This window comes from Rhodococcus sp. H36-A4 (assembly GCF_027158005.1).
In the GTDB taxonomy this organism is placed as follows: Bacteria; Actinomycetota; Actinomycetes; order Mycobacteriales; family Mycobacteriaceae; genus Rhodococcoides.
Window position 1 is genome coordinate 133537 of record NZ_JAPVLQ010000002.1, and the last position, 20421, is coordinate 153957.

Annotated in this window: 19 protein-coding genes; 11 read left to right on the plus strand and 8 right to left on the minus strand. The window is 62.0% G+C overall.

Annotation, left to right across the window (positions count from 1 at the left end; all coding sequences use genetic code 11):
* Position 1 precedes the first annotated feature (1 nt).
* Positions 2-1084, minus strand: a complete 1083-nt coding sequence (locus O1W68_RS05500) for a GGDEF domain-containing protein (protein WP_269301908.1) — start codon at positions 1082-1084, stop codon at positions 2-4.
* A 316-nt stretch (positions 1085-1400) separates the two neighbouring features.
* Here O1W68_RS05500 and O1W68_RS05505 point away from each other — a divergent pair, with 316 nt between their 5' ends.
* Together O1W68_RS05505 and O1W68_RS05510 are read left to right on the plus strand one after the other, a co-directional pair.
* Positions 1401-1883 (plus strand): MarR family winged helix-turn-helix transcriptional regulator, encoded by a 483-nt coding sequence (locus O1W68_RS05505; protein ID WP_269301909.1) that lies wholly within the window; start codon positions 1401-1403, stop codon positions 1881-1883.
* A 58-nt stretch (positions 1884-1941) separates the two neighbouring features.
* On the plus strand, positions 1942-3852 hold the full coding sequence (locus O1W68_RS05510; protein WP_442972304.1) for an MDR family MFS transporter: 1911 nt from the start codon (positions 1942-1944) through the stop codon (positions 3850-3852).
* Between the two features lie 188 nt (positions 3853-4040).
* Here the strand turns inward: O1W68_RS05510 and O1W68_RS05515 are convergent, their stop codons facing one another.
* Entirely contained in the window at positions 4041-5594 is a 1554-nt protein-coding gene (locus O1W68_RS05515) for a succinic semialdehyde dehydrogenase (protein ID WP_269301911.1), read from the minus strand.
* Between the two features lie 245 nt (positions 5595-5839).
* Between O1W68_RS05515 and O1W68_RS05520 the strand changes: the two genes are divergently transcribed.
* The 5 genes from O1W68_RS05520 (at position 5840) to rraA (ending at position 9317) form a co-directional block, all read left to right on the plus strand.
* Positions 5840-7045, plus strand: a complete 1206-nt coding sequence (locus O1W68_RS05520) for a lipase family protein (protein WP_269301912.1) — start codon at positions 5840-5842, stop codon at positions 7043-7045.
* Positions 7046-7105: 60 nt separating this feature from the next.
* Positions 7106-7855 carry a MerR family transcriptional regulator gene (locus tag O1W68_RS05525; RefSeq protein WP_269302800.1) on the plus strand — a complete coding sequence of 250 codons (750 nt, stop codon included), beginning with the start codon at positions 7106-7108 and terminating at the stop codon, positions 7853-7855.
* A gap of 142 nt (positions 7856-7997) precedes the next feature.
* The gene (locus O1W68_RS05530) at positions 7998-8447 is read left to right on the plus strand and encodes a hypothetical protein (RefSeq protein WP_269301913.1); all 450 of its coding nucleotides are present in this window, start codon (positions 7998-8000) and stop codon (positions 8445-8447) included.
* An 11-nt stretch (positions 8448-8458) separates the two neighbouring features.
* Positions 8459-8830, plus strand: a complete 372-nt coding sequence (locus O1W68_RS05535) for a DUF5313 family protein (RefSeq protein WP_269301914.1) — start codon at positions 8459-8461, stop codon at positions 8828-8830.
* A gap of 10 nt (positions 8831-8840) precedes the next feature.
* The gene (rraA, locus tag O1W68_RS05540) at positions 8841-9317 is read left to right on the plus strand and encodes a ribonuclease E activity regulator RraA (protein WP_084348200.1); all 477 of its coding nucleotides are present in this window, start codon (positions 8841-8843) and stop codon (positions 9315-9317) included.
* A 118-nt stretch (positions 9318-9435) separates the two neighbouring features.
* On the opposite strand, the gene O1W68_RS05545 is transcribed toward rraA, so the two are convergent.
* Positions 9436-10143: a YoaK family protein gene (locus tag O1W68_RS05545; protein ID WP_269301915.1), complete on the minus strand. Its 708-nt coding sequence runs from the start codon at positions 10141-10143 to the stop codon at positions 9436-9438.
* Positions 10144-10319: 176 nt separating this feature from the next.
* Between O1W68_RS05545 and O1W68_RS05550 the strand changes: the two genes are divergently transcribed.
* A complete protein-coding gene (locus tag O1W68_RS05550; protein ID WP_269301916.1) occupies positions 10320-10886 on the plus strand; it encodes a TetR/AcrR family transcriptional regulator in 567 nt (188 codons plus the stop codon).
* A 21-nt stretch (positions 10887-10907) separates the two neighbouring features.
* Here O1W68_RS05550 and O1W68_RS05555 read toward each other — a convergent pair whose 3' ends face one another.
* Positions 10908-11570: a GAP family protein gene (locus tag O1W68_RS05555; RefSeq protein WP_269301917.1), complete on the minus strand. Its 663-nt coding sequence runs from the start codon at positions 11568-11570 to the stop codon at positions 10908-10910.
* 115 nt (positions 11571-11685) lie between these two features.
* Positions 11686-12600, minus strand: a complete 915-nt coding sequence (locus O1W68_RS05560; RefSeq protein WP_269301918.1) for an aminotransferase class IV — start codon at positions 12598-12600, stop codon at positions 11686-11688.
* A gap of 134 nt (positions 12601-12734) precedes the next feature.
* Here O1W68_RS05560 and O1W68_RS05565 point away from each other — a divergent pair, with 134 nt between their 5' ends.
* Positions 12735-12932, plus strand: a complete 198-nt coding sequence (locus tag O1W68_RS05565) for a hypothetical protein (RefSeq protein WP_269301919.1) — start codon at positions 12735-12737, stop codon at positions 12930-12932.
* Between the two features lie 217 nt (positions 12933-13149).
* On the plus strand, positions 13150-14757 hold the full coding sequence (locus O1W68_RS05570; RefSeq protein WP_269301920.1) for an FMN-binding glutamate synthase family protein: 1608 nt from the start codon (positions 13150-13152) through the stop codon (positions 14755-14757).
* A 3-nt stretch (positions 14758-14760) separates the two neighbouring features.
* On the opposite strand, the gene O1W68_RS05575 is transcribed toward O1W68_RS05570, so the two are convergent.
* The 3 genes from O1W68_RS05575 to O1W68_RS05585 form a co-directional block, all read right to left on the minus strand.
* Positions 14761-16140, minus strand: coding sequence for an outer membrane protein assembly factor BamB family protein (locus tag O1W68_RS05575; protein ID WP_269301921.1), 1380 nt, complete (start codon positions 16138-16140; stop codon positions 14761-14763).
* 227 nt (positions 16141-16367) lie between these two features.
* Entirely contained in the window at positions 16368-17831 is a 1464-nt protein-coding gene (locus O1W68_RS05580; RefSeq protein WP_442972289.1) for an FAD-dependent oxidoreductase, read from the minus strand.
* A 211-nt stretch (positions 17832-18042) separates the two neighbouring features.
* The gene (locus O1W68_RS05585) at positions 18043-18993 is read right to left on the minus strand and encodes a phosphotriesterase family protein (protein ID WP_269301922.1); all 951 of its coding nucleotides are present in this window, start codon (positions 18991-18993) and stop codon (positions 18043-18045) included.
* A 479-nt stretch (positions 18994-19472) separates the two neighbouring features.
* On the opposite strand from O1W68_RS05585, the gene O1W68_RS05590 reads away from it, so the two are divergent.
* The gene (locus O1W68_RS05590) at positions 19473-20408 is read left to right on the plus strand and encodes a carboxymuconolactone decarboxylase family protein (RefSeq protein WP_269301923.1); all 936 of its coding nucleotides are present in this window, start codon (positions 19473-19475) and stop codon (positions 20406-20408) included.
* Positions 20409-20421 lie beyond the last annotated feature (13 nt).

Here is a 20421-nt window from a genome sequence, read left to right on the forward strand (position 1 = left end):
ATCACTCTTCGAGGCTCCGCAGTTCGGTCGACGGGGGCGTCGTCGACGCCGGCCACCTTCTGTCTTCCGACGCGTACTCACAGTCGTGGGGGTAGAAGAGGGTGTCGCCACCTGCGTGTTTGGCTGCATACATCGCGGTGTCCGCGCGGGTGTAGACCGTGTCGAACGTGGCGACGAGATCAGACGCGTCGGTGTGCGCCACTCCGATACTCACGGTAACTCCCGGATGCAATTCTGGCGCCAAGCGTGCCTGCAACTCGTCGGCCTGCGCGATCACGTCGGCCGGGTCGATGTGAGTGACTACGGCGAATTCCTCACCACCGGTTCGGGCAGTGACAGCCGGAGGGCCGAACGCCGCGTAAATCGCATTCGCGACGGTGCGCAGTACGGCGTCACCGTGAGCATGGCCATGTCGATCGTTGACGGCTTTGAAGTCGTCGAGATCGATGACCATCACCGTCACCACCCCCACCCGATCGCCGATCTCGGTGATCGCAGCGGCGAGCCCTCGCCTGTTGCGGAGTCCGGTCAATGGATCGAAGAGCGCCTTCGACGCTTCCCTGCGGAGCACCAGCAACAGGACATAGGAGAACGTGGGCGCAGAGAACAACAACAAGATCAACAAAACGAGATATGCGCACGCTACGACGGCGTCCCCACCGGGTTCGGCCAGTGCCCGCGCAAACAGGACACCTACTACTACTGCAGACCCAACCTGGTGGGCGACGATCATCTTGGGACTGTGGAAGACGGCGATATAGCCACCGTTCACGGCAAGTCCCGCCGCGCACGGCAACGCAACGAACGGGTCGGCGAGCATCAGCAGCGCTGCGGCAATTCCCACTTCGATGACGGCTACGAACACACGTGAGTAGGTTTGGGTTGGCCAGGGTCCGCGCACCCACAATGCGCCGAGCACTATTCCGATGGCCGCGAGGCAGTAGGCCAGGCCCCGCCCCAACCCGTCGGGCACTCCTGCTGGAGTGAAAGTCGCCAGAACGCACAACACGGTATAAAGCCAGCACCAGGTTCCCAGCGCGATGCGGGCGTGCCGCAGAAGCGGATTGGAGCGCCGGGATTCCACTGTCCAAGTGTGGTCGGCGGGTTGAGACCACCATCGGGCGAACGAGCGCATACTCGGGAGGGCCTTTCGTACGAGAGGGTTCCGTTACTACAGCCCGAAATGTGTGGGCCGACCCCCTCGTCCGCAGCAACGTACCTCATTGTGACAGAGACAAGGACGAACGGTCCGATAGCGGTGGGCGGTCTCGGTCCGGTGCGCAACCGGACACTTTCACGCAACTGTGACGAACAATATTGGTAAAACAGTTGTTTACCTCAAGTACTTATCTATATGGTTGCATACAGCAAGTAATTGACATTGAACCGTTGGAGCACTTATGGCAGTAGCCACCACCACAGCAGAAGCGCTCGTCGAAGAGGTTTTCCTATTCGCTCGCACTCTGCGACGGGCCGTGACCACCGGAGATGAAAGCTCGCCTCTGCCGCAAGCCTTGACTGGAGTACTTACCATTCTCGCGACAGAAGGTGAGTGCCGCCAGACCGACCTCGCCAACAGACTGTGTGTCAGCCAGTCGGCGCTCAGCCGACAGATCGCAGATCTCGTCGAGCTAGGACTTATCGACAGAAAGCCCGACCCCGACGACAAACGCGCCTCACGTGTGTGTGTTTCGGCAGAAGGCCGGCAGAAGTTGACGGCGATCTGGGACGGCCGCGCCCGGCGACTACGGGAGTTGCTGTGCGATTGGAGTGAGGGCCAAGCACTCGACGCACTCCATTCGATCCGCCGGCTCAACAACACCTTTACCGAAGACGCGCTCGTCCAGCATGACGCAGCGCACTTGAAATTGATTGCGAGATGACCCTATGACCACAGGTACCGACGCTCCGCCAACCAAGGCCGCGGCCGATCCGGACGCGATGACCCACCGGCAGATCCTCGAAGCCCTCACCGGTCTACTTGCCGCGTTGTTCACCGCACTGCTGAGTACGACCATCGTCGCGACTGCACTGCCCACTATTATCGGTGACCTCGAAGGTTCGCAGACTGCGTACGCGTGGGTCATCACTACCGCACTACTTGCCAACGCCGCGTCGACCCCCATCTGGGGCAAGCTCGCCGACCTCTTCAACAAGAAGGTGCTCGTCCAGTCGGCGATCATCATCTTCGTCCTCGGCTCGATCATGGCCGGTTTCTCACACAACGTCCCGGTCTTGTTGGCTGCCCGCGTAGTTCAGGGCATCGGCATGGGCGGGTTGACGGCACTCGTCATCGCCATCATCGGAACCATCGTCTCCCCACGTGACCGTGGCCGGTATTCCGGCTACACGGGTGCTGTCATGGCAGTGGCCATGTCCGGCGGCCCGATCCTGGGCGGCATCATCGTCGACAGCCCCCTCGGCTGGCGCTGGTGCTTCTTCGTCTGCGTACCCTTGGCTGTCGTTGCCCTCGTCTTGGTGCAGAGGACCCTGCACATCCAGACCGTCCGCAAGCAGAACGTCTCCATCGACTGGCTCGGCGCACTCCTCCTCACAGCAGGTGTATCCGTTCTCCTGGTATGGGTTTCGTTCGCAGGCAAGGCCGACTACTACGCCTGGTTCTCGCGTGAGACCGCAATGCTCGTCGGTGGTGGCCTACTACTCCTCGTGCTGACAGTTTTTGTCGAATCACGACACTCGTCACCGATCATCCCGCTCGAGATCGTTACCGAGCGCACCACCGGGCTGGCAATCATCGCGTCCATCGCAGTCGGCGTCGGCCTCTTCGGAGCTACCACGTTCCTCGGACAGTACTTCCAGACCGCACGCGGCTACTCCCCTACCGATGCCGGATTGCTCTCTATCCCAATGGTGTTCGGCATGCTCGTCGCCTCGGTCGGATCCGGGCAGTTGATCACCAAGTTCGGGAAGTGGAAGCCCTTCATCATCGCCGGTTCGGTACTACTGGTCATCGGATTCTTTCTCCTCGGCACCATCGACCATCAAACCAGTTTGTGGACAGTCGGTATCTTCACCACCATCGTCGGCCTCGGTACCGGCATGCTGATGCAGAACCTCGTTCTCGCCGTCCAGAACACGGTCAGCGTCCAGAATATTGGGGCTGCCTCGTCGACCGTGGCGTTCTTCCGAACCTTCGGTGGCGCAATCGGCGTCTCCGTTCTCGGATCGCTCCTGGCCACCCGCGTCGCCGAGAAGTCCGCGTCCGGTCTGGCCGAACTGGGGGTCGACACCTCGGGCGGCGGATCGTCGTTGGATCTCGACGTCCTGCCACCACCGGTCGCATTGGTCATTCGTACCGCCTACGGTGACGCGACAGGACGCATCTTCCTCATCGCCGCATTCGTTGCACTCATCACGTTGATCGCAGTGCTGCTGATCCCGAATCGTCCGCTACGTCAGACGATCGACATCGCACAGGCTCCTGAACCCGGTGAGCAGACCGCCGAGATCCCGTCGTTCGGTACGGCTCGCGAATACTTGGCACCAGAGGTCGACGAGCACGACGTCACTGGCCGCCACGAGGCGCCGGCAGGATCGGTACCGTTCGCAGGTCTGAGCGTCGATGCCCGCGATCGTCTACTGAACCTGCTGCTCCCCGAGCCCAAGGGCACCTTGGAGGCTCTCGACGAGGCAGAGACCATTCGCGCTCAGGTCGTTACTCTGCAACAGGAACTCGACGCCAAAATGCTCGATTTCGATGCGGTGTGCGAGCGACTCCGTCGCCTCGGTCTCAGCGAGGACCAGATTGCACGGGTACTCGGTGACAGTCACATCCCCGACCCTCACCAGAATTACGTGAGTTCGGCACCGAACGGCCAGCGCGTCAACTAGTTCACCAATAACAAAGGGCCCCACATCATCCGGTGTGGGGCCCTTTGCCGTACGACATCTTCTGTCCCGAATCCCAATGCCAGGAGTCCGGGCCGAACCTCGCACCCTTTTTACCGACCTGCGTGCCACATTCGCGTCCGATCGAGGGCGCGCGGTTCACAAAAAGGGTGCAAGGTCAGCACAAAGCACTACCGACCCGGGATGTACTGCAGAGCCTTCACGAACGCAGGCATGATCTTCGCCCAGAGCTTCGGCGAAATTCCGCGCGGCCCACCGAGGTTGAGCAGCCGCGTCGTCGCGACCGTCTGAGACTCGGTGTACTTGAGCAGCCCGTCCGGTCCGTGACGGCGTCCCATGCCGGAGACTCCCATGCCGCCCATCGGCGCGCCGGTTGTTCCCCAAGCGGGGGCGTAACCTTCGTCGACATTGACAGTTCCCGAGTGCAGACGCACGGCGATCGCTTCACCCTGCGCTTTGGTCTTGGCCCAGACACTGCCGTTCAAACCGTAATCGGTGTCGTTGGCCTTGGCGATGGCTTCCTCGACGTCGGCGACTGGGTAGATGGACACGAGTGGGCCGAAAGTTTCGTTCGCGGCGCACTCCATTTCGTCGGTGACGCCGGTGAGTACGGTCGGCTCGTAGAACAGCGGGCCGACGTCGGGCCGCGCCTTGCCGCCGGCAATCACTGTGGCGCCCTTCGCTTTGGCATCGTCGACGTGCGCCGAGACGGTCTTGATCTGGTCCTCGGAGACGAGGCTCCCCATTTCGATACCGAACTCGTAGTCGGCGCCGAGTGACATGTTGCGGACGCGCTCACCGAATGTGGCGGTGAACTCGGCGGCGATCGACTTCTCGACGTAGATCCGCTCGATCGCGATACACAGCTGGCCCGAGTTGGAGAAGCAGGCGCGCACTGCCGCGTCGGATACGGTCCGAAGGTTGGCGCCCTGGGCGACGATCATGGCGTTCTTGCCGCCCAGTTCGGCGGAGAAACCGATGAGCCGACGCCCCGCCTGCTCGGCAAGCAATTTGCCCGTCGCAGAGGATCCGGTGAACATGAGGTACTCGGTGTTCTCGACGAGGGCAGTACCGACGACCGAGCCGGGCCCGGGAACAACGGCGAGCAGGTCACGCGGCAGGCCTGCCTTGTAGAGCAGTTCGACGACGGCGAGGGCGCAGTAGGGCGTCTGGGAGTCGGGCTTGAGTACGACTCCGTTGCCTGCCAGCAGGGCTGCGATGGCATCGGATACCGCAAGAGTCATCGGGTAGTTCCACGGCGAGATGACGCCGACGATGCCCTTGGGCTGGTAGTGGACGGTGGTCTTCGTCAGCACAGGGAGCATGCCGGTGACGCGCTTGGGCGCCAGGAGCTTGGCTGCCACACGGGCGTAGTGCCGTGACGTCATCGCGATGTCCAGTACTTCTTCTTGAGCGGCGGCGCGGGACTTGCCGGTCTCGGCCTGAGCCATATCCATCAGCTCGTCACGATGCGCCAACACCAGGTCACGGTACCTGTGAAAGATTTCCGCTCGCTCGGACACCGGGCGTTTCGCCCACGCCTTCTGCGCGATGCGAGCCCGCGCGATGGCATCGGTGGCGTCGGCGGCGGTACCGACCGGGATGGTCGCCAGTTCCTTGCCGGTGAACACCTCGGTGATCGACTTCGTCGGGCGGTCGGCGGCATTCGGAATTGCGATCAGTTCAGCGAGCCTGGAGAAGGTCGCAGTGGACGGAGCTGGCATATCGATACCCCTACTGGTGAGTAGTTCTTGGAGTTACACCTAACGTACCTGGTCGGTGGCTCGTAGCACCTAGGGCAGTGGGCGTGGTGTTCCAGTTGCTTACTTGTTGGGGATGGGACCCCGCCCACACTGCGTGCAAGTGGAAACTTTGCTCACCCTCGGGGTTGCGCCGCGATGTATGGCACCATGAGGAACGGTCTTTCCTAGGCGTCGGGGCGCTCGAAGACGATCAGGGTGGGGACTTCATGCGTAGGACTTACGTTCTGGCAGGCGCAGCAGCACTGATGCTCGCTTTCACACCGATGGCGACAGCAGATCCCGTCGGCGACATCATCGCTCCCCCTGCCGATCCGTCCGCATACTTGCCCGCGCCGCTCGAAGATTCATGGTTCGCCCCACCCGGCGGTTACGAAACCATTGAGCCCGGGGCGGTCCTGAGAACCAGAAGCGTTGCAGTGCAACCGGGTACGACATCGACGCAGGTGCTGTTCCGATCCACCGACTCGAAAAACAATCCGATCGCCGCTGCGACGACGGTCATCGTCCCGGACGGCCCGTGGACCGGCGACGGCCCGCGTCCGGTCGTTGCATACAACGAGGCGACCGATTCACTCGGCAACGCGTGTGCGCCCTCCTACACGCTCCCGCGAGGTACGAACAAGGAGCTCGATCGAATACAAGAGCTGCTCGCGCGCAACTACGCCGTCGTGGTCACCGACTACCAGGGCCCGCGGCAGGCTTACTCCGCCGGACTCGTCGCCGGCCACACAGTGCTCGACGGTCTCCGCGCATCGCACAGCGTGGGCGTCGAGTCCGATGCTCCGGTTGCCATCACCGGCTACTCGGGTGGAGCAATAGCGTCGGGGTGGGCCGCTCAGTTGGCGCCGAAGTACGCGCCGGAGCTCGATATCGTCGGCGTCGCATTCGGTGGGCCGCCGACCGACTACAAGATTCTGCAGCGTTCGCTCAATGGCGGAATCGGGTCCGGTCTGTTCACCGCGGCCACCATCGGGCTTTCCAGGGAGTACCCGGAGATGCGCACGCTGGCCAACGACAACGGCAAGCGATTGGCACTGGTGCAGAAAGATCAGTGCGTCGATGTGCTGTCCTACAGCGGCTTGCTGCTGTTCGATCAGCAGAACCTTTCCAACGTTCCCGACGTGTTCAACCATCCGATCACCCGGACAGTGATCGAGGAGAATCGCATGGGCCAGATCGCGCCCGAGGCGCCTGTGTACATCTACCAGGGCTTGCAGGACAATTTGATCCCCAAGGAGGGCGCGGAAGCTGTCCAGGACCAATGGTGTGCTGCAGGCGCGTCGGTGCATCTCGAGGAGATCCCCGGCGATCACTCGGCAGCCGAGGGTGGCGGACGGCCAGGCGCATTCGACTGGATCACGCAGCGGTTCGCGGGCGTTCCGACCGGTGGATGCGAAAGAGTGATTCGCTGAGGACTTGACCCTCACGTCACGGGAGGCTGCACAGTGTCCTTTGTGAGCGATTCAGAAACAATGAAGGTGGGCGAGGTCGCCCGCCTCGTCGGGATCAGCGTCCGAACACTGCATCACTACGACGAGATCGGACTCGTGGTGCCGTCCGGGCGCACTCCCAAGGGCTATCGCAGCTACTCGGCGGTCGACGTCGAGCGGTTGCATCAGGTGTTGACCTACCGCGAACTCGGGTTCGTGCTCGACGACATCTCCGCCCTTCTGGACGATCCGACGGTCGACGCGATGGCACATCTACGCCGTCAACGCACATTGTTGGACCAGCGGATCGAACGCTTGCACCAGATGGCTGCGGCCGTGGACAAAATGATGGAGGCGAAGAAAGTGGGAATTCAATTGACACCGCAGGAACAGCGCGAGGTCTTCGGCGACGACTGGCTCGGTGACGAATACGCCGTCGAAGCCGAGGAACGCTGGGGAGAAACAGAGCAGTGGAAGCAGTCCCAGTCACGTACCGCGCAGTTCACCAAGGACGATTGGAAACTGATCAAGGACGAGACCGACGCGATGGAGCTCGATCTTGCGGCGGCCCTCGCAGCCGGTACCGCACCGGGATCGGCGGACGCCGATGTGCTGGCAGAGCGGCATCGCGCGAGTATCGCACGCTACTACGACTGCGGTTACGAAATGCAGGTCAATCTAGCCGAAATGTACTTGGCGGACGAAAGATTCACCAATCATTATGAGAACATCGCACCTGGGTTGGCCCAGTATCTGCGTGACGTGATAGTCGCCAACGCCGACGGAAAATAAAAGATTTACCCCCAGAATGTGCGTCCGAGGCGATGGCATTGCGCCCAGCGCACACATTCGGGGCACCGAAGACGCAAACAACCAACATGAATCCACCGACATTCACTGGTCTCGGTGGCACACATGGGCGGATACTCCAGTGATGACATTGACGGTTCGCTCGGCGATGCTGTCCGCCGCCATCGGCAAGGCGAGTGGTTTCCGTAGCTCGGTAGGAATCAGCGCCGGTCTGCTGACCCTGTTCGGCGGGACCGAGTACAGACCCCTGGCCGTCGGCGCGTCCGTATTCGCGATTGCCGGTGAGATCGTGATGGACAAATTGCCGTCGACGCGATCGAGACTGAGCCCACCCGCTCTCGGGGGTCGGATTGTTGCCGGTGGCGGGGCGGCATTCGCGATCGCACGACGTCGCGACGAGGACGCGATTCCGGCAGCGATCATCGGCGGGTTGTCTGCTGTCGCCGGTTCGTATGCAGGTCACGCGTATCGGGGGTGGGCGTCGACGCGGATTCCGCCGCTGGCTGCTGCTCTCGCCGAGGACCTGGTGGCATTGACCATCGGGGCCGCAGTTGCCAAACAAGTGCAGGCGTAAGGTCGAGACTTGTGAAGCCGAATCTTTGGCAGTACCTGGGTTACCAGCTGGGCCGAGTGCTTCCGCCGCCGATGCACGATTGGGTTCGCGAGGACCTCGTCGGAAATGGCGCTCAGGCCCGCTATCTGATCCGGTTCTCGCTGCCGATCATCCCGCTGCTGTGTCTGTTTCTGCTCTTGCCCGGCCCGTTGTGGATCGGCCTGGCGATGATGGCTTTGCTGTTCATTCCGCTGGTCTATTTCGCGATCGCGTTGATGAACGTCTACCGGCGCCACCGGTTGTTGGTGCACGATCTGGATCCACAGCTTCTCAACGCAAATACTCAACGTAAAATCGATCACACCCGCGAGGACTACGAAAGGCGTCACGGCCGACTGGACTAGGCTACTTGCCATGACTTCCGTCGAATTCAAGGCAACTGCAGACCTGGCCGACGAGATCGGGCCCGAAATCCGTAGCTGCGACACGCAATTCATCCAGTTCGGCAAGCATTCGGAGTTCGCTGGCCCCATCACCACCATCAAGTGTTTCCAGGATAATCTGCTCGTCAAGCAGACCCTCGGCGAACCCGGCAACGGCGGTGTTCTGGTGGTCGACGGCGATGCCGGCATTCACACCGCTCTCGTCGGCGACATCATCGCTGGACGAGGTGTCACCAACGGGTGGGCAGGGATAATCGTCAACGGGGCGATCCGCGATTCGGCGATCCTCCGCACACTCGATATCGGCGTCAAAGCGCTGGGCACCAACCCGCGCAAGAGCACGCAAACCGGATCCGGGGAGAAGAACGTACCGGTCGAAATCGGTGGCATTACATTCAATCCGGGTGAAATTGTGTACAGCGACTCCGACGGCGTGGTCGTCGTCTAGCTTCACGCCGATTCAGCGTGAATGTACTCCCCGATTTGGGATCCGAACCGCCTGCAGGGGGTTCGGATCCCTACAAGGGGAGTACATTGCTCAGCCTGAATTGCTCAGCCTGAATTGCTCAGCGAGGATGCTCGACGCGCGGTACGCGCCATTCGTCGATCACGAAGAGCAGCAACGCCACGAGGAGCATTCCTGCGGCCACCCAGACTGCTCTGTTCTCCAGTACCTCCGACAGCCCGGCGCCGAGAATCGCACCGGCGACGAAGCCCAGGATCACCGAGCCGAAGTTGACGGACCGGGTACCGGCTGCCTTGTCACCGTTGGCGATTCGATGGAACAGGGCCTGAGATAGGCTGCGGAGATTTCCGGTGGTCATCGTGGTGTTGTAAGCAGAATCGACAAGCACTCGAAACGTTGTCACCTGCACCGCCGCAACGAATGAAATCGGCACTGTGACAAAGGCATTCGGTACCGCATCGGGCAGAAAGCCGATGATCGCGATTACCAGGATCTCGATGATGAGGACAGCCCGGACAGGGCGCCGAACGATACGTGCGACGACCGGCCTGGAAATGAACTCGGCGGTGAAGACCCCGAGCACGAACGCCACCAGGGGCGGAAGGTACCCGAGCGCGGATCGCCACTGCCCCGACGCCATGTCGATCCCGGACAGGATGACGTTCGCAGTCTGCGCGTTGGCGAACACACCGTCACGAGTGACGAACGTGTAGGCGTCCAGAAACCCGCCGACCGCGGCGAGGAGCACGCCGAGGCGTACCGACTCGGAGGTCACGACGGTCGCTTTCGGCACCTCGGAGTCGGTCATCTACGGAGCCTTCCACTGTTCGCTTCGCACGGACTCGGTCAGGCTACGTTGTGCTCGTTGATCAGGTCGGCGCGCGGATGCGCTCCTCGCCGATCAGCCCACGTGGGAGCACGGCCGTTCTCCCGTTTTCGACTACTGTGGAGAACGTTGGTTCTCAGCGCAAGGAGTTGGTCACGATGGAACCGGACAGTGGACGGACCGCCGTCCTGCACGCAGCCGACGAATTGTTCTATGCACGCGGCGTCCATGCCGTCGGCATGGATGAACTGCGAGCCGCGGCCGGAATCTCCCTGAAACGCATGTACGCGCTGTTTCCGTCGAAAGCCGACATCGTCGCTCGGGTACTCGACGGCCGAACCAACATGTGGAACGCGAGAATTGCTGCCGCGGCAGCCAAGCACGAATCCGCACGCGGCAAAGTGCTTTCCATCTTCGACTTCCTCGACGCCTGGTTTCGTGAGGACAACTTTCGAGGCTGTGCGTTCATCAACTCGTTCGGCGAACTGGGGACCGTTATGCCCGCGGTAGCCGATGCGGCGCACCGTCACAAGCGTGAATTCGTCGAATACGTCACCGATTTGGCCGTCGAAGCCGGCGGCCCGAAAACCCTCGGTCTACAGATCGCACTACTCGTCGAGGGTGCGCAGACGACCGCAGCCATCTCGGAGTCGCCCGAATCTGCTCTCGCCGCAAAGGCAGCCGCCGCAGTGCTCCTCGATTCGGGTACTCGGACACAACGCTGACGACGCACCCTATGTGGGACTTCAGAACAACCCGCCCATCCCCTTGCCGATCAGTACCGCCGAGATCACCAGAATCAGCACGCTCATGACGGCCGTATTGTTCGCTTGCAACCACTCTTTGAGGGAGGCAAGCGGTGCCTCGAGTCGTTGTGCCGCAATCTGATAGGCGATCACCGGAACCGCAACCGTCGAGGCCGACAGAACCGAGAACACGGCCACAGCCACCACGGTCTGTCCGGAATCGAGGGTGGCACCTCCGATAGTGACGCCTGCGGCGATACACATCAGCAAGTTCTTCGGATTGATCGCGGCCAGCGCGAAGCCGACTCCGAGCGCTTTGACTGCGGTCATATCGTCGATGGCCGACATCCACTTCGGTGTCACGTGTTCCCCGCCACGAGCGCGCCACTGACGGATACCGACCCCGAGTAACAACACACCGACGACGAGCTTGATCCACGACGATGTGGTGGACGGCCCGTCCTCGGATCCGGTCGCCGCGCCCCCCAGCAAAACGAAGATCGTCGTTGCCAGAACGATTCCGGCGATCCACCCGATAGCAAAGCTGATGCTGGCGATGCCCGCGCGTTTACCCAGCAGCATCAGGATCGCTGCGATGATGGGGACCGGGGAGACTGCTATACCGATCACCAGTGGCAGTAGGTCGCCGAGAACTGTTCCCATAGTCGATTCCGTAAGAGTAGAAGTGATAGCCGTTCACTTCGACGCTATGGATGTCCGGGGCCTACCGCATCATCTGTAACGGGTGAGGCGCGATCTCCGAGCGGAGGAGTAACCGTCAGAGAACGGTGACCCAGCCATGAACAGCATCGCCGACGAGCGCGTCGTGATGGCGTTTGCGCAACATCGCCGAGAGCGGCCCTATGTCCATCGATGCTCCCACCGCCCGGCCGTCGATGTGAAAGACGGGTGCAACCCCGGCCGACGTACCGCAGACGAATACTTCGTCTGCGATATAGAGCTCGGTAAGATCGACCACCCTCTCCTGCACCGGAATCCCTTCCTCGCGAGCGAGAGTCAGAATCGTACGACGGTTGATCCCGTCGAGAATGTCCGAGCTTACGTCCGGTGTGATCAGCGTGCCCCCGCGAACGAGGAAGATATTCGCGGCGCTGAGCTCACACACGTGGCCGTTGATGTCGAGGAATATGCAATCGTCGAAGCCGCTGTCGATCGCATCCTGTTTGGCCAGAACCGAATTTACGTAGGCTCCGTTGACTTTTGCGCGCGAGGGAATCGCGTTGTCCGGTATACGACGCCACACACTCGTTTTCAGACGCATACCGTCCTGCGGGACGATCGGGACCGCGTCGTACAGAAAGATCGACACCGTGGTGTGCAGGCCGCGCACCCGTGTTCCCGGTATCTGCTCGTCGACGTGGACCGTTGCGCGTACATAGACCTCGCGGTCCGGCGCGTTCACGGCGACCAGCTCACGCGTCACAGCAAGGAACCGGTCGAAATCCCACTCGTCCGCGAACCGATCGATACCGATGATCTTGCACGACTCGAGGAGCCGCTGGAAGTGATCGCGTAGTCGAAAAGCCGTCCGCGTTTCGCCGTCGACCTGGACCGGGAAGACGGTGTAAACGCTCAATCCGTACAGAACTGCCGAGGTGGCTACTCCGAGGGTCGCGTCCTGCGCGTCGATGATGCGGTCGCCGAAGTACACCTTGGAATGTGGAGTTGCCATGGGCCGATGCTAGTGCGCGACAGGTTCACCGGTCCACGCGTTTACGGGCAGCCCTCGGAACACACCCCACTTCTCCCGGCCGTGTCGTAGGCCGGTGATACCAATAGAGAACACCGACGAAAGGAGCACCGACCATGTTCTGCAGAGACTGCACTGCGGCTGTCGACCATTGCCACGGCACGCTGGTGATCCACTCCTCGGGCCTCGCGGAGTGCACCGAGCCTGGCTGTATCGATATCGAGTACGTGCGTCACTACCTGGTTCTGGACTGCTCCGAGGTCACCGGCGGGTGCCAGTGCGTCGCGGAGATGGAACTGCGTCAAGCATCCTGATTCCGATGTCCCCGCAGTCGTGGGTAGCCCAGTTCGGTACCCGCTGTCCAAGGCGAGTCGATCGGGAAATATCGCGTGGGTCGCGGAGTAACGTCGCTCGTAGATAGAGGCAGGATCAACGCAGCGGAGTTTCTCGAATAGGGCTGCGCCGGCGACGATGGGCCGAACCGGTGACCGCCATGAAGATGGATCCGGCCCGAGTGCGGAGCTCTGCCCGATGATGCGAATTCTGTTGGTCGGCGTACCGGTCTTGCTTGCCATCGGGTCGGTGGTTGTGGCGGTGTTCGGCTCACTCTGGTGGATCACTGCAGCGGTCGTCTTCACCGTGATCGTTGCGATCGGCATCTACGATCTGGTCCAGAAACGCCACTCGGTGCTGCGTAACTACCCGATCCTCGGCCACCTGCGGTACCTGCTCGAGATGGTCCGCCCAGAACTGCAGCAATACTTCATCGAGCGCAACTTCGACGGGCGTCCTTTCGATCGTGACAAGAGGTCACTGATCTACGAGCGCGCCAAGGGAACTGCCGCCGAGCTCTCTTTCGGAACCGAGCGCGATATCGACGCTGCCGGATACGAGCACCTCGTCCACTCCACAGCTCCCGTCGAGGTTCCGGACACTCCACCGCGCGTACGCATCGGCGGTCCGGACTGCAGGCACCCCTACGACATGGCGTTGTTGAACGTATCGGCGATGAGTTTCGGTGCGCTGTCTGCCAATGCGCTGAAGGCGCTCAATGCCGGTGCAGAACGCGGCGGGTTCGCTCATGACACCGGCGAGGGTGGCCTCACGCCATACCATCTCGGAGGCGCCGATGTCGTCTGGGAGATCGGTTCGGGTTACTTCGGTTGCCGTACCGAGGACGGCCGCTTCGATCCCGATCAGTTCTCCCGCAAGGCCGCTGACAATCGAGTGAAATGCTTGTCGCTCAAGCTGAGTCAAGGTGCGAAGCCGGGGATCGGTGGCGTGCTGCCCGCGGCGAAGGTCAGCGCAGAGATTGCCGAGTATCGGGGTGTCCCACAAGGGGAGAAATGCGTCAGTCCAGCGGCGCACAAGGAATTCTCCACCCCGCGTGGTCTGATCCGGTTCATCGGGCGCATGCGTGAGCTCGCCGATGGTAAGCCTGTCGGGTTCAAGCTCTGCGTGGGCTCGCGAGTAGATGTTCTGGCACTCTGCAAAGCGATGCTCGAGGAGGGCATCGCCCCGGATTTCATCATTGTCGACGGGGCTGAGGGAGGTACCGCCGCGGCCCCGCTGGAGTACGAGGATCATGTCGGTCTTCCGCTGACCGACGGGTTGATGACACTGCACAATGCACTGGTGGGTTGCGGCCTGCGTCAGCAGATTCGGGTCGGGGCAAGCGGGAAGGTCGCCACCGGAGCCGACATCGTCAAGCGGCTCATCCAAGGCGCCGATTACACCAACTCTGCGCGCGCGATGATGATGGCTGTCGGCTGCATTCAGTCGCAGCGGTGTCACACCAACAAATGCCCAGTGGGAGTTGCCACTCAGGACCCCAAGCGCGCACGGGCGCTCGACGTCGACGACAAAAGCACTCGAGTTCTCCGATACCAGCAGGCCACCGTCGCCCAAGCGTCGAAGATCATGGCATCGATGGGCGTCAGTGAGCCCTCCGGTCTCACGCCGTACATGTTGCGCAAGCGAATTGGTCCGATCAGCCAGCAGTCGTACGCGGAGATCTACGAATGGCTCGCACCAGAAGTGCTGCTTAACGACCCGCCGGCCTCATGGGCAGCGGACTGGGAAATGGCCGATCCCGACAGCTTCACCCCGGCCCCATGGCATCAGTCCGCTCGAGGATAAGGGTCACGTCCAAACTGTGAATTGTGTGGCCGAGGATACGAGGACGTGGCCACCGCCGGGTCCCACCTGCACCACCCGAGGGTCGGCGCCGTCCGGTAGCGGGAGCGACCACATGATTGCACCGTCCCGGACTCGGAGCGCATGGGTTCCGGTGTAGTCCCCGAACACGAAGTACTCGCCATCGGTGAGACCCCCTCTCACCCAGTAGGCGTCCTGCCAGGGGGTGAGCCAACGCTGTTCGCCGGTGTCGACGTCGAGGCCGACGATGGTTCGGCCGTCGGGATCGGCCACGACCACCGTGCGTCCCACCACCGCGACGACGGCGGACTCCTTCGCGAACATCCCCTCGACCATGAGGGGGTTTCGCCACAGTTCCGCGCCGGTCACCGCGTCGTACGCACCGTCACCAGCGAAGACTGGAACAGACGTGGACGGCAGGCTCGGATATCCACCGACCACCGCCGAGGGGATCGGGATCGCGCGGATCAGCTCGCCTTCCCCATCGAGGAGATTCTGCGTGCCAGCCGAGCCCGATTGGATGCCGACCGTAGAGACGAACAGGTCCTTGCTCAGCGCTTGCAATGAGTCACCCTCGTACACGAAGCGTTCTGCGCCGGTATCGAGGTCGTACACGGTCGAGGTGTACTGCGCGCCTCCACTTCCTCGATACGTGGTCATTGCGATGCCGAACTCCGGGAGTGGGGCAACGTAAGCAAGGTCGTCGGACGCTGGAAAGGTACGGAGATAGTCAGCCGAGATGTCCGTCGCCGTTCCACGCGTCAGTATCGGACTCCGGTCGGAATTTCCCACCACGTAGACATTGTCGTCCACGAAGCGAACATTCATCACATCGAATTCGGTTCCGATGTCGGACAGGAGCGTTCCGTCCGAGGTATCGACGAACACAATTCGACGGTCGGACCAACAAGCGATGACCACCGACTCGACCGTGTCGCTACAGGCGGACACCCTGCCCACGATCGTCTTCCACAGTGGCGACCCATCCGCCGTATCCACACCGACGAGAGTCACCGGCCCGACACCCGCGCCGGAGCCGAGATCCGCTGTCGGCAGCGGATATCCGGTAGCGGCGACCACCACGTCGTTTCCGCCCAGAACCCCACCGTAGCCGTAGTACATGTCGAGTTTGTAGGGCATGGCGAGCAGCACGTCGCTACCGTTGTCGGACAACACGTGCGGATCCAGGTGTATCGCTTGCTCGGGCCGCTCGGCAAGGGAAGTATCGATCACCGAGCGCTCAGGAGGCCCACCCGCAGATGCGGGCTCCTCGAGGGCTACCCGCACAGTGATGAAGACGATCCCCACTGCAACCACAACCCCGAGTGCGCCGAGCTTCGAGCGCTCGCGTCGTGTCAGCTCCACGTGAGCAACCGTAACCCGGGGCGATCACCATCGGCTTCTCGGAACCATTTGTGCGTCTTGAAAACTGCGCAGGCTGAAGTCGACGACGGCCTGATCGACGATCTCGATGCCATGTGGTCCGCGGACGTGAGGCTCGACGCACGGGCCGATAAGGGGCCCTTGCGTCAACTGACACCGCACATCAGCCGGGCGGCCTTGACCCGACCATATCCATCATCGACTAGCGCCTAGCTAGGGCTGCTCTCGCTGGGAACAGAGTGGCCAGCGGCTTCACGGCCGGCAACTCGACCGAATGCAAGAGCGTCAGCGATGTGGAATCCACCATCTTTTCGCCAGCTGTAAGTCGAACTTACCTCGCCCGCGGCATGCAGCCCGTCGATCACTGCACCGGAGGGATCGACCACGCGGGAACGTCCATCACGACGGGGTCCGCCGCTACTCCATCCCAGGAGGGGCGCTACCTCGAGCACGTAGAACGGTGGCTCCGAGACCGGGGCGAGACTCTCCCGCGAACGCCCGAAGTGGTCATCCTGACCCTTTTCGCACGCGGCGTTGTACTGGGCCACTGTGGTCTCCAGAATGCTGGGATCGATCCCTACGAGCCGCGCAAGATCGCTGATCGTAGCGGCGCGCTTGATGATGCCAGCCTCGATCTCGGCCATGTTATCGGCGCTCCACTGTGTTCCCTTGTCCATCAGGACCTTCCAGCCCACTGGGAGCATCTCACGTCCCGGACTCAGAGGACCCGACGATCGCATACGCTCGTCGAATACAAGATAGAATTTTTGTAGAGGGAAATGCTCGAAGCTGCCGTTACGGCTAATGTGGCCGTGCCGATTCTGCGCAATCTCGTCGATGAACCGTCGCCCCTCGAGCGAGGCAAAAAGATAGTTTCGACCAGCCCACAGGGCGAGGTAAAGACCGAGCCTGGAGCCGCAATCAATGCCGGTGATGGTCATCATGTTGTCCATATGCCACAGGTCCGCACCTACCTTCTGCGCCATGCGATGCCCGTCACCTGTGGCGTTGGGTGACCCCCACAGCGGGGGGTCGACCAGTCGCAAGTAGTCCCGCACCATTTGCGGGTCCGCCGCGAAGCCGCCCGTCGCCAGCACCACGCCTCCGACACTTCCGATATGGGAGTACTGCCCACCTGCTTCGGTAACCACTCCCACGACCGCACCACGTACGTCGGTTATGAGTTCGGTAGCACGCGTGGAGAATCGGACCTCGATGCCGCGGTCCACCAATGCTGCGATGAAGAAATCGTAGAGCAGGAAGTTGCCCATCTGGCCGCCCACGGTGTCCATGCCCGCGTAGCAGTCTGCGCCGTCGACGCCGACGTATTCCGGTTGCGTGTGGTGGTCAGCGTTCTGTGCGACCTGTGCACCAAGACTGCGCATCCAGTCAGAGTTCTTCGCCGTTTCGGCGGCCCAGGTCTCGACTACGTCTTCGGCGACCGAGTAGCCGTCGGCAAGGGCTCGGAGAAAGACTGCCGCCCGTTCGGGGTCGCTATTGATGAACCAACCACTGCCAGAGATCCGAGTGTTTCCACCAGCGGTATCCTCGCCGCACTTGTCTATCACGAGCACCCGCGCACCGGACTCGTATGCCGATAGCGCTGCTGCAGCGCCTGCAGCGCCGACTCCGATCACGACCACATCGAACTGCTCATCAAACTCTTGGCTCATCCGCATCACCATGTCTTTGCTCGTGTAGGAATGTCGACTCGAAAGGACTTTCCCCGGTTCGGTCGATACCTTGACCTGGACCAGTCCTGAATCGCACTGGGTCTAGTGCAGGCTCTGATGTGCCCTGGGTTCGGCGGACACGCGAACCGCGTCCTGTTCCCGAGCCCGCGCTACGCCGGGCAGCAGGCAGAACGGGTAGCGCCCGGCCAGCTCACCGGACATCGAGGAAATCGATGGGGTTGCGCTCGATCATCGCAGCAACTTGTACTGGGTCTACGCCGGCAGCCTCGAGCGCTGGTAGCACTTCGGTGTGTATGAAGGTGAAATCGGCTCCGACGGGTAGCCGGTCCGCCTTGAAATCGTCCCAGGAGCCGAACACTGCGAAATAGGCCGCAAGGTCGTGGGAGAGCAGTAGCCGGTCTCCGTAACCTCGAGTGCACAACTCCGCGATTATCCGCACCCGATCTTTCAAGCCGAGTCCGACGTCGCAGTATCCGAAGCGGTCCATGCCCAGGTAGCAGCCACGTTCGAGCATGCGCTCCAAGTAGTCGGTATTGTCGGTGTCCCCACTGTGCCCGAGCACTACTTGGTGCGGCGCTACGCCGACGCTTTCGAATAGGTCCATGATCTCATCGCCATTACCGAGGTGCGCATGATGATGGGAGAAAATCGGCAGCCTCTGTTCAACTGCTACACGGCCGATGGCGCGGAAGACCTTGTCCAGGATCGGCGTGATGCCGGCGTCGGCGCAGGCAGTTTTCATGATCCCGGGCCGGACGCCGGTCTTGCCAATGCCGTCACGGCACTCCCCGCTGATCAGCGCATAGATCTCGTCCTCGGTGCGCCAGTTCAGATACACCTCATCCTGGTAGTAGAAGCCGCTGGAAACGATGAAATTAAGCCCAGTGCGTTCTGCGACTTCACGGATCAGCGCGATGTCGCGGCCCATATTCACCGGGGTGCCATCCACCACCGTCCGGATCCCACAGGCCTTCGCGCGATTGAACTGCTCTACCGCTTTCTCGAGCACGACGTCGTGTTCGTAGTACTGGTCACCAAATGCCATGCGCATCGACCAGTCGGCCGTCGCAACGTGCTCGTGGATCAGTGTTTGGCCGAGCTCAGAGACATCGATCGGGCCCATCACACCGTGAACGGTCATGAATTCTCCTCCAGGAGTGGTCAGTTGCGCTCACTGGCGATGACCCATGACAACCAGCGTGGCTCGACCCGGGGAGGGCTGAACGGACCAATGATGCTCACCTACCGGTGACTCAGCGCACACTTTGTCCCACTGACCGGAATCGGGTGTACCCACCTCAATTGATGACCCTGGGTGATGACCGGGGTAACGCGCTGACCTGTCGAGCCGCGTCGCGACCTGGCAGCGGACCGGTACCCATGTGCGCACTGGCACCCGCCCGGATCACCGGACCCCGCAGGACGGTGTTCGCGAACCACACAGGGTCACCCGGGGCGCTCAGCAGTGCCCCACAGAGTGGCTGCTCTCGGATAATTGGGTAGGCAGGCAGGGTCGACGGCCCCCGTTGCGGAATCCGGCGCCGGAGAATTTGACCCAACATGGTATGGCTTAGGTCACGTTATTTGTCCGGGAATCTACTGATGAGGGATGTGGCTGCTGTGAGCGCAGCATCGAACAGCGACTGGACCAGTATGACCGCGGTAGATGCTCTGCAGCGTCATGCGCCCGAGGTGGCGGCGCGGTTGGCAGACCTGATCGCGCTGAACCCGCCGGTCGCAGCCGAGCCGCTGGCTGCCTTGGTGCGCACGGTCTGCGCCGGCGCAGTCTCGCTGCCGCCGCTGCCACACCCATACACCGGAATGCCGGCCACCACGAGTCTCGATGCCGGCGCGCAGATCGCGCTCGAGTTCGCAGAACAGTTCAGCATCGACGTATCGGCCATCGACGGTGCGGCACGCACCGCGCTGGTGGATGCACTCGGCGATCGGACCGGCGCATTGGTGACGGCCATGTATGTCGCCGATTGGGCGCCGCGGGTTCGCCGCGCGCTCGAGCAATTGTTCGCGCCGGCCGCCGACGGCTGGGGCGCGCCGGCCCAGTGGAACGAATCAGCGGACGATCTCATGCCACTGGTCGACGAGTTCCTGGCGAGCGTGGCTCGGGTGCGGGGTCTGGACCCGGTGACGACCGAACTTGTCCGGCTGCGCGAGGCCCGCCAGCACAATTGCCGGATCTGCAAGTCGGTTCGTATCAGGTCGGCACTCGCCGCCGGAGGCGACGAGTCCATGTACTCCGAAGTCGACAGCTACGAGGACAGCAACCTATCCGGCCGTCACAAGGCTGCGTTGGCTCTGACCGACGCGATGGTCTGGCAGCCGGGATTCATAAGCGAAGACGTGACTGATGCTGTGCGAAAGCATTTTTCACCTGCGGAGGCGGTTGAGCTGGTCGTGGACATGATGCGCAATGCCAGCGCCAAGATGGCGGTCGCGAAGGGCACCGATGAGGCCAATGTGAGTGAGGGCGTCGAGATCTACGAGGTCAATCCAGACGGCAGCATGGACTTCGGCCTCACCACGCCCGCGCCGCGCTGAAGGTCGCCCAATA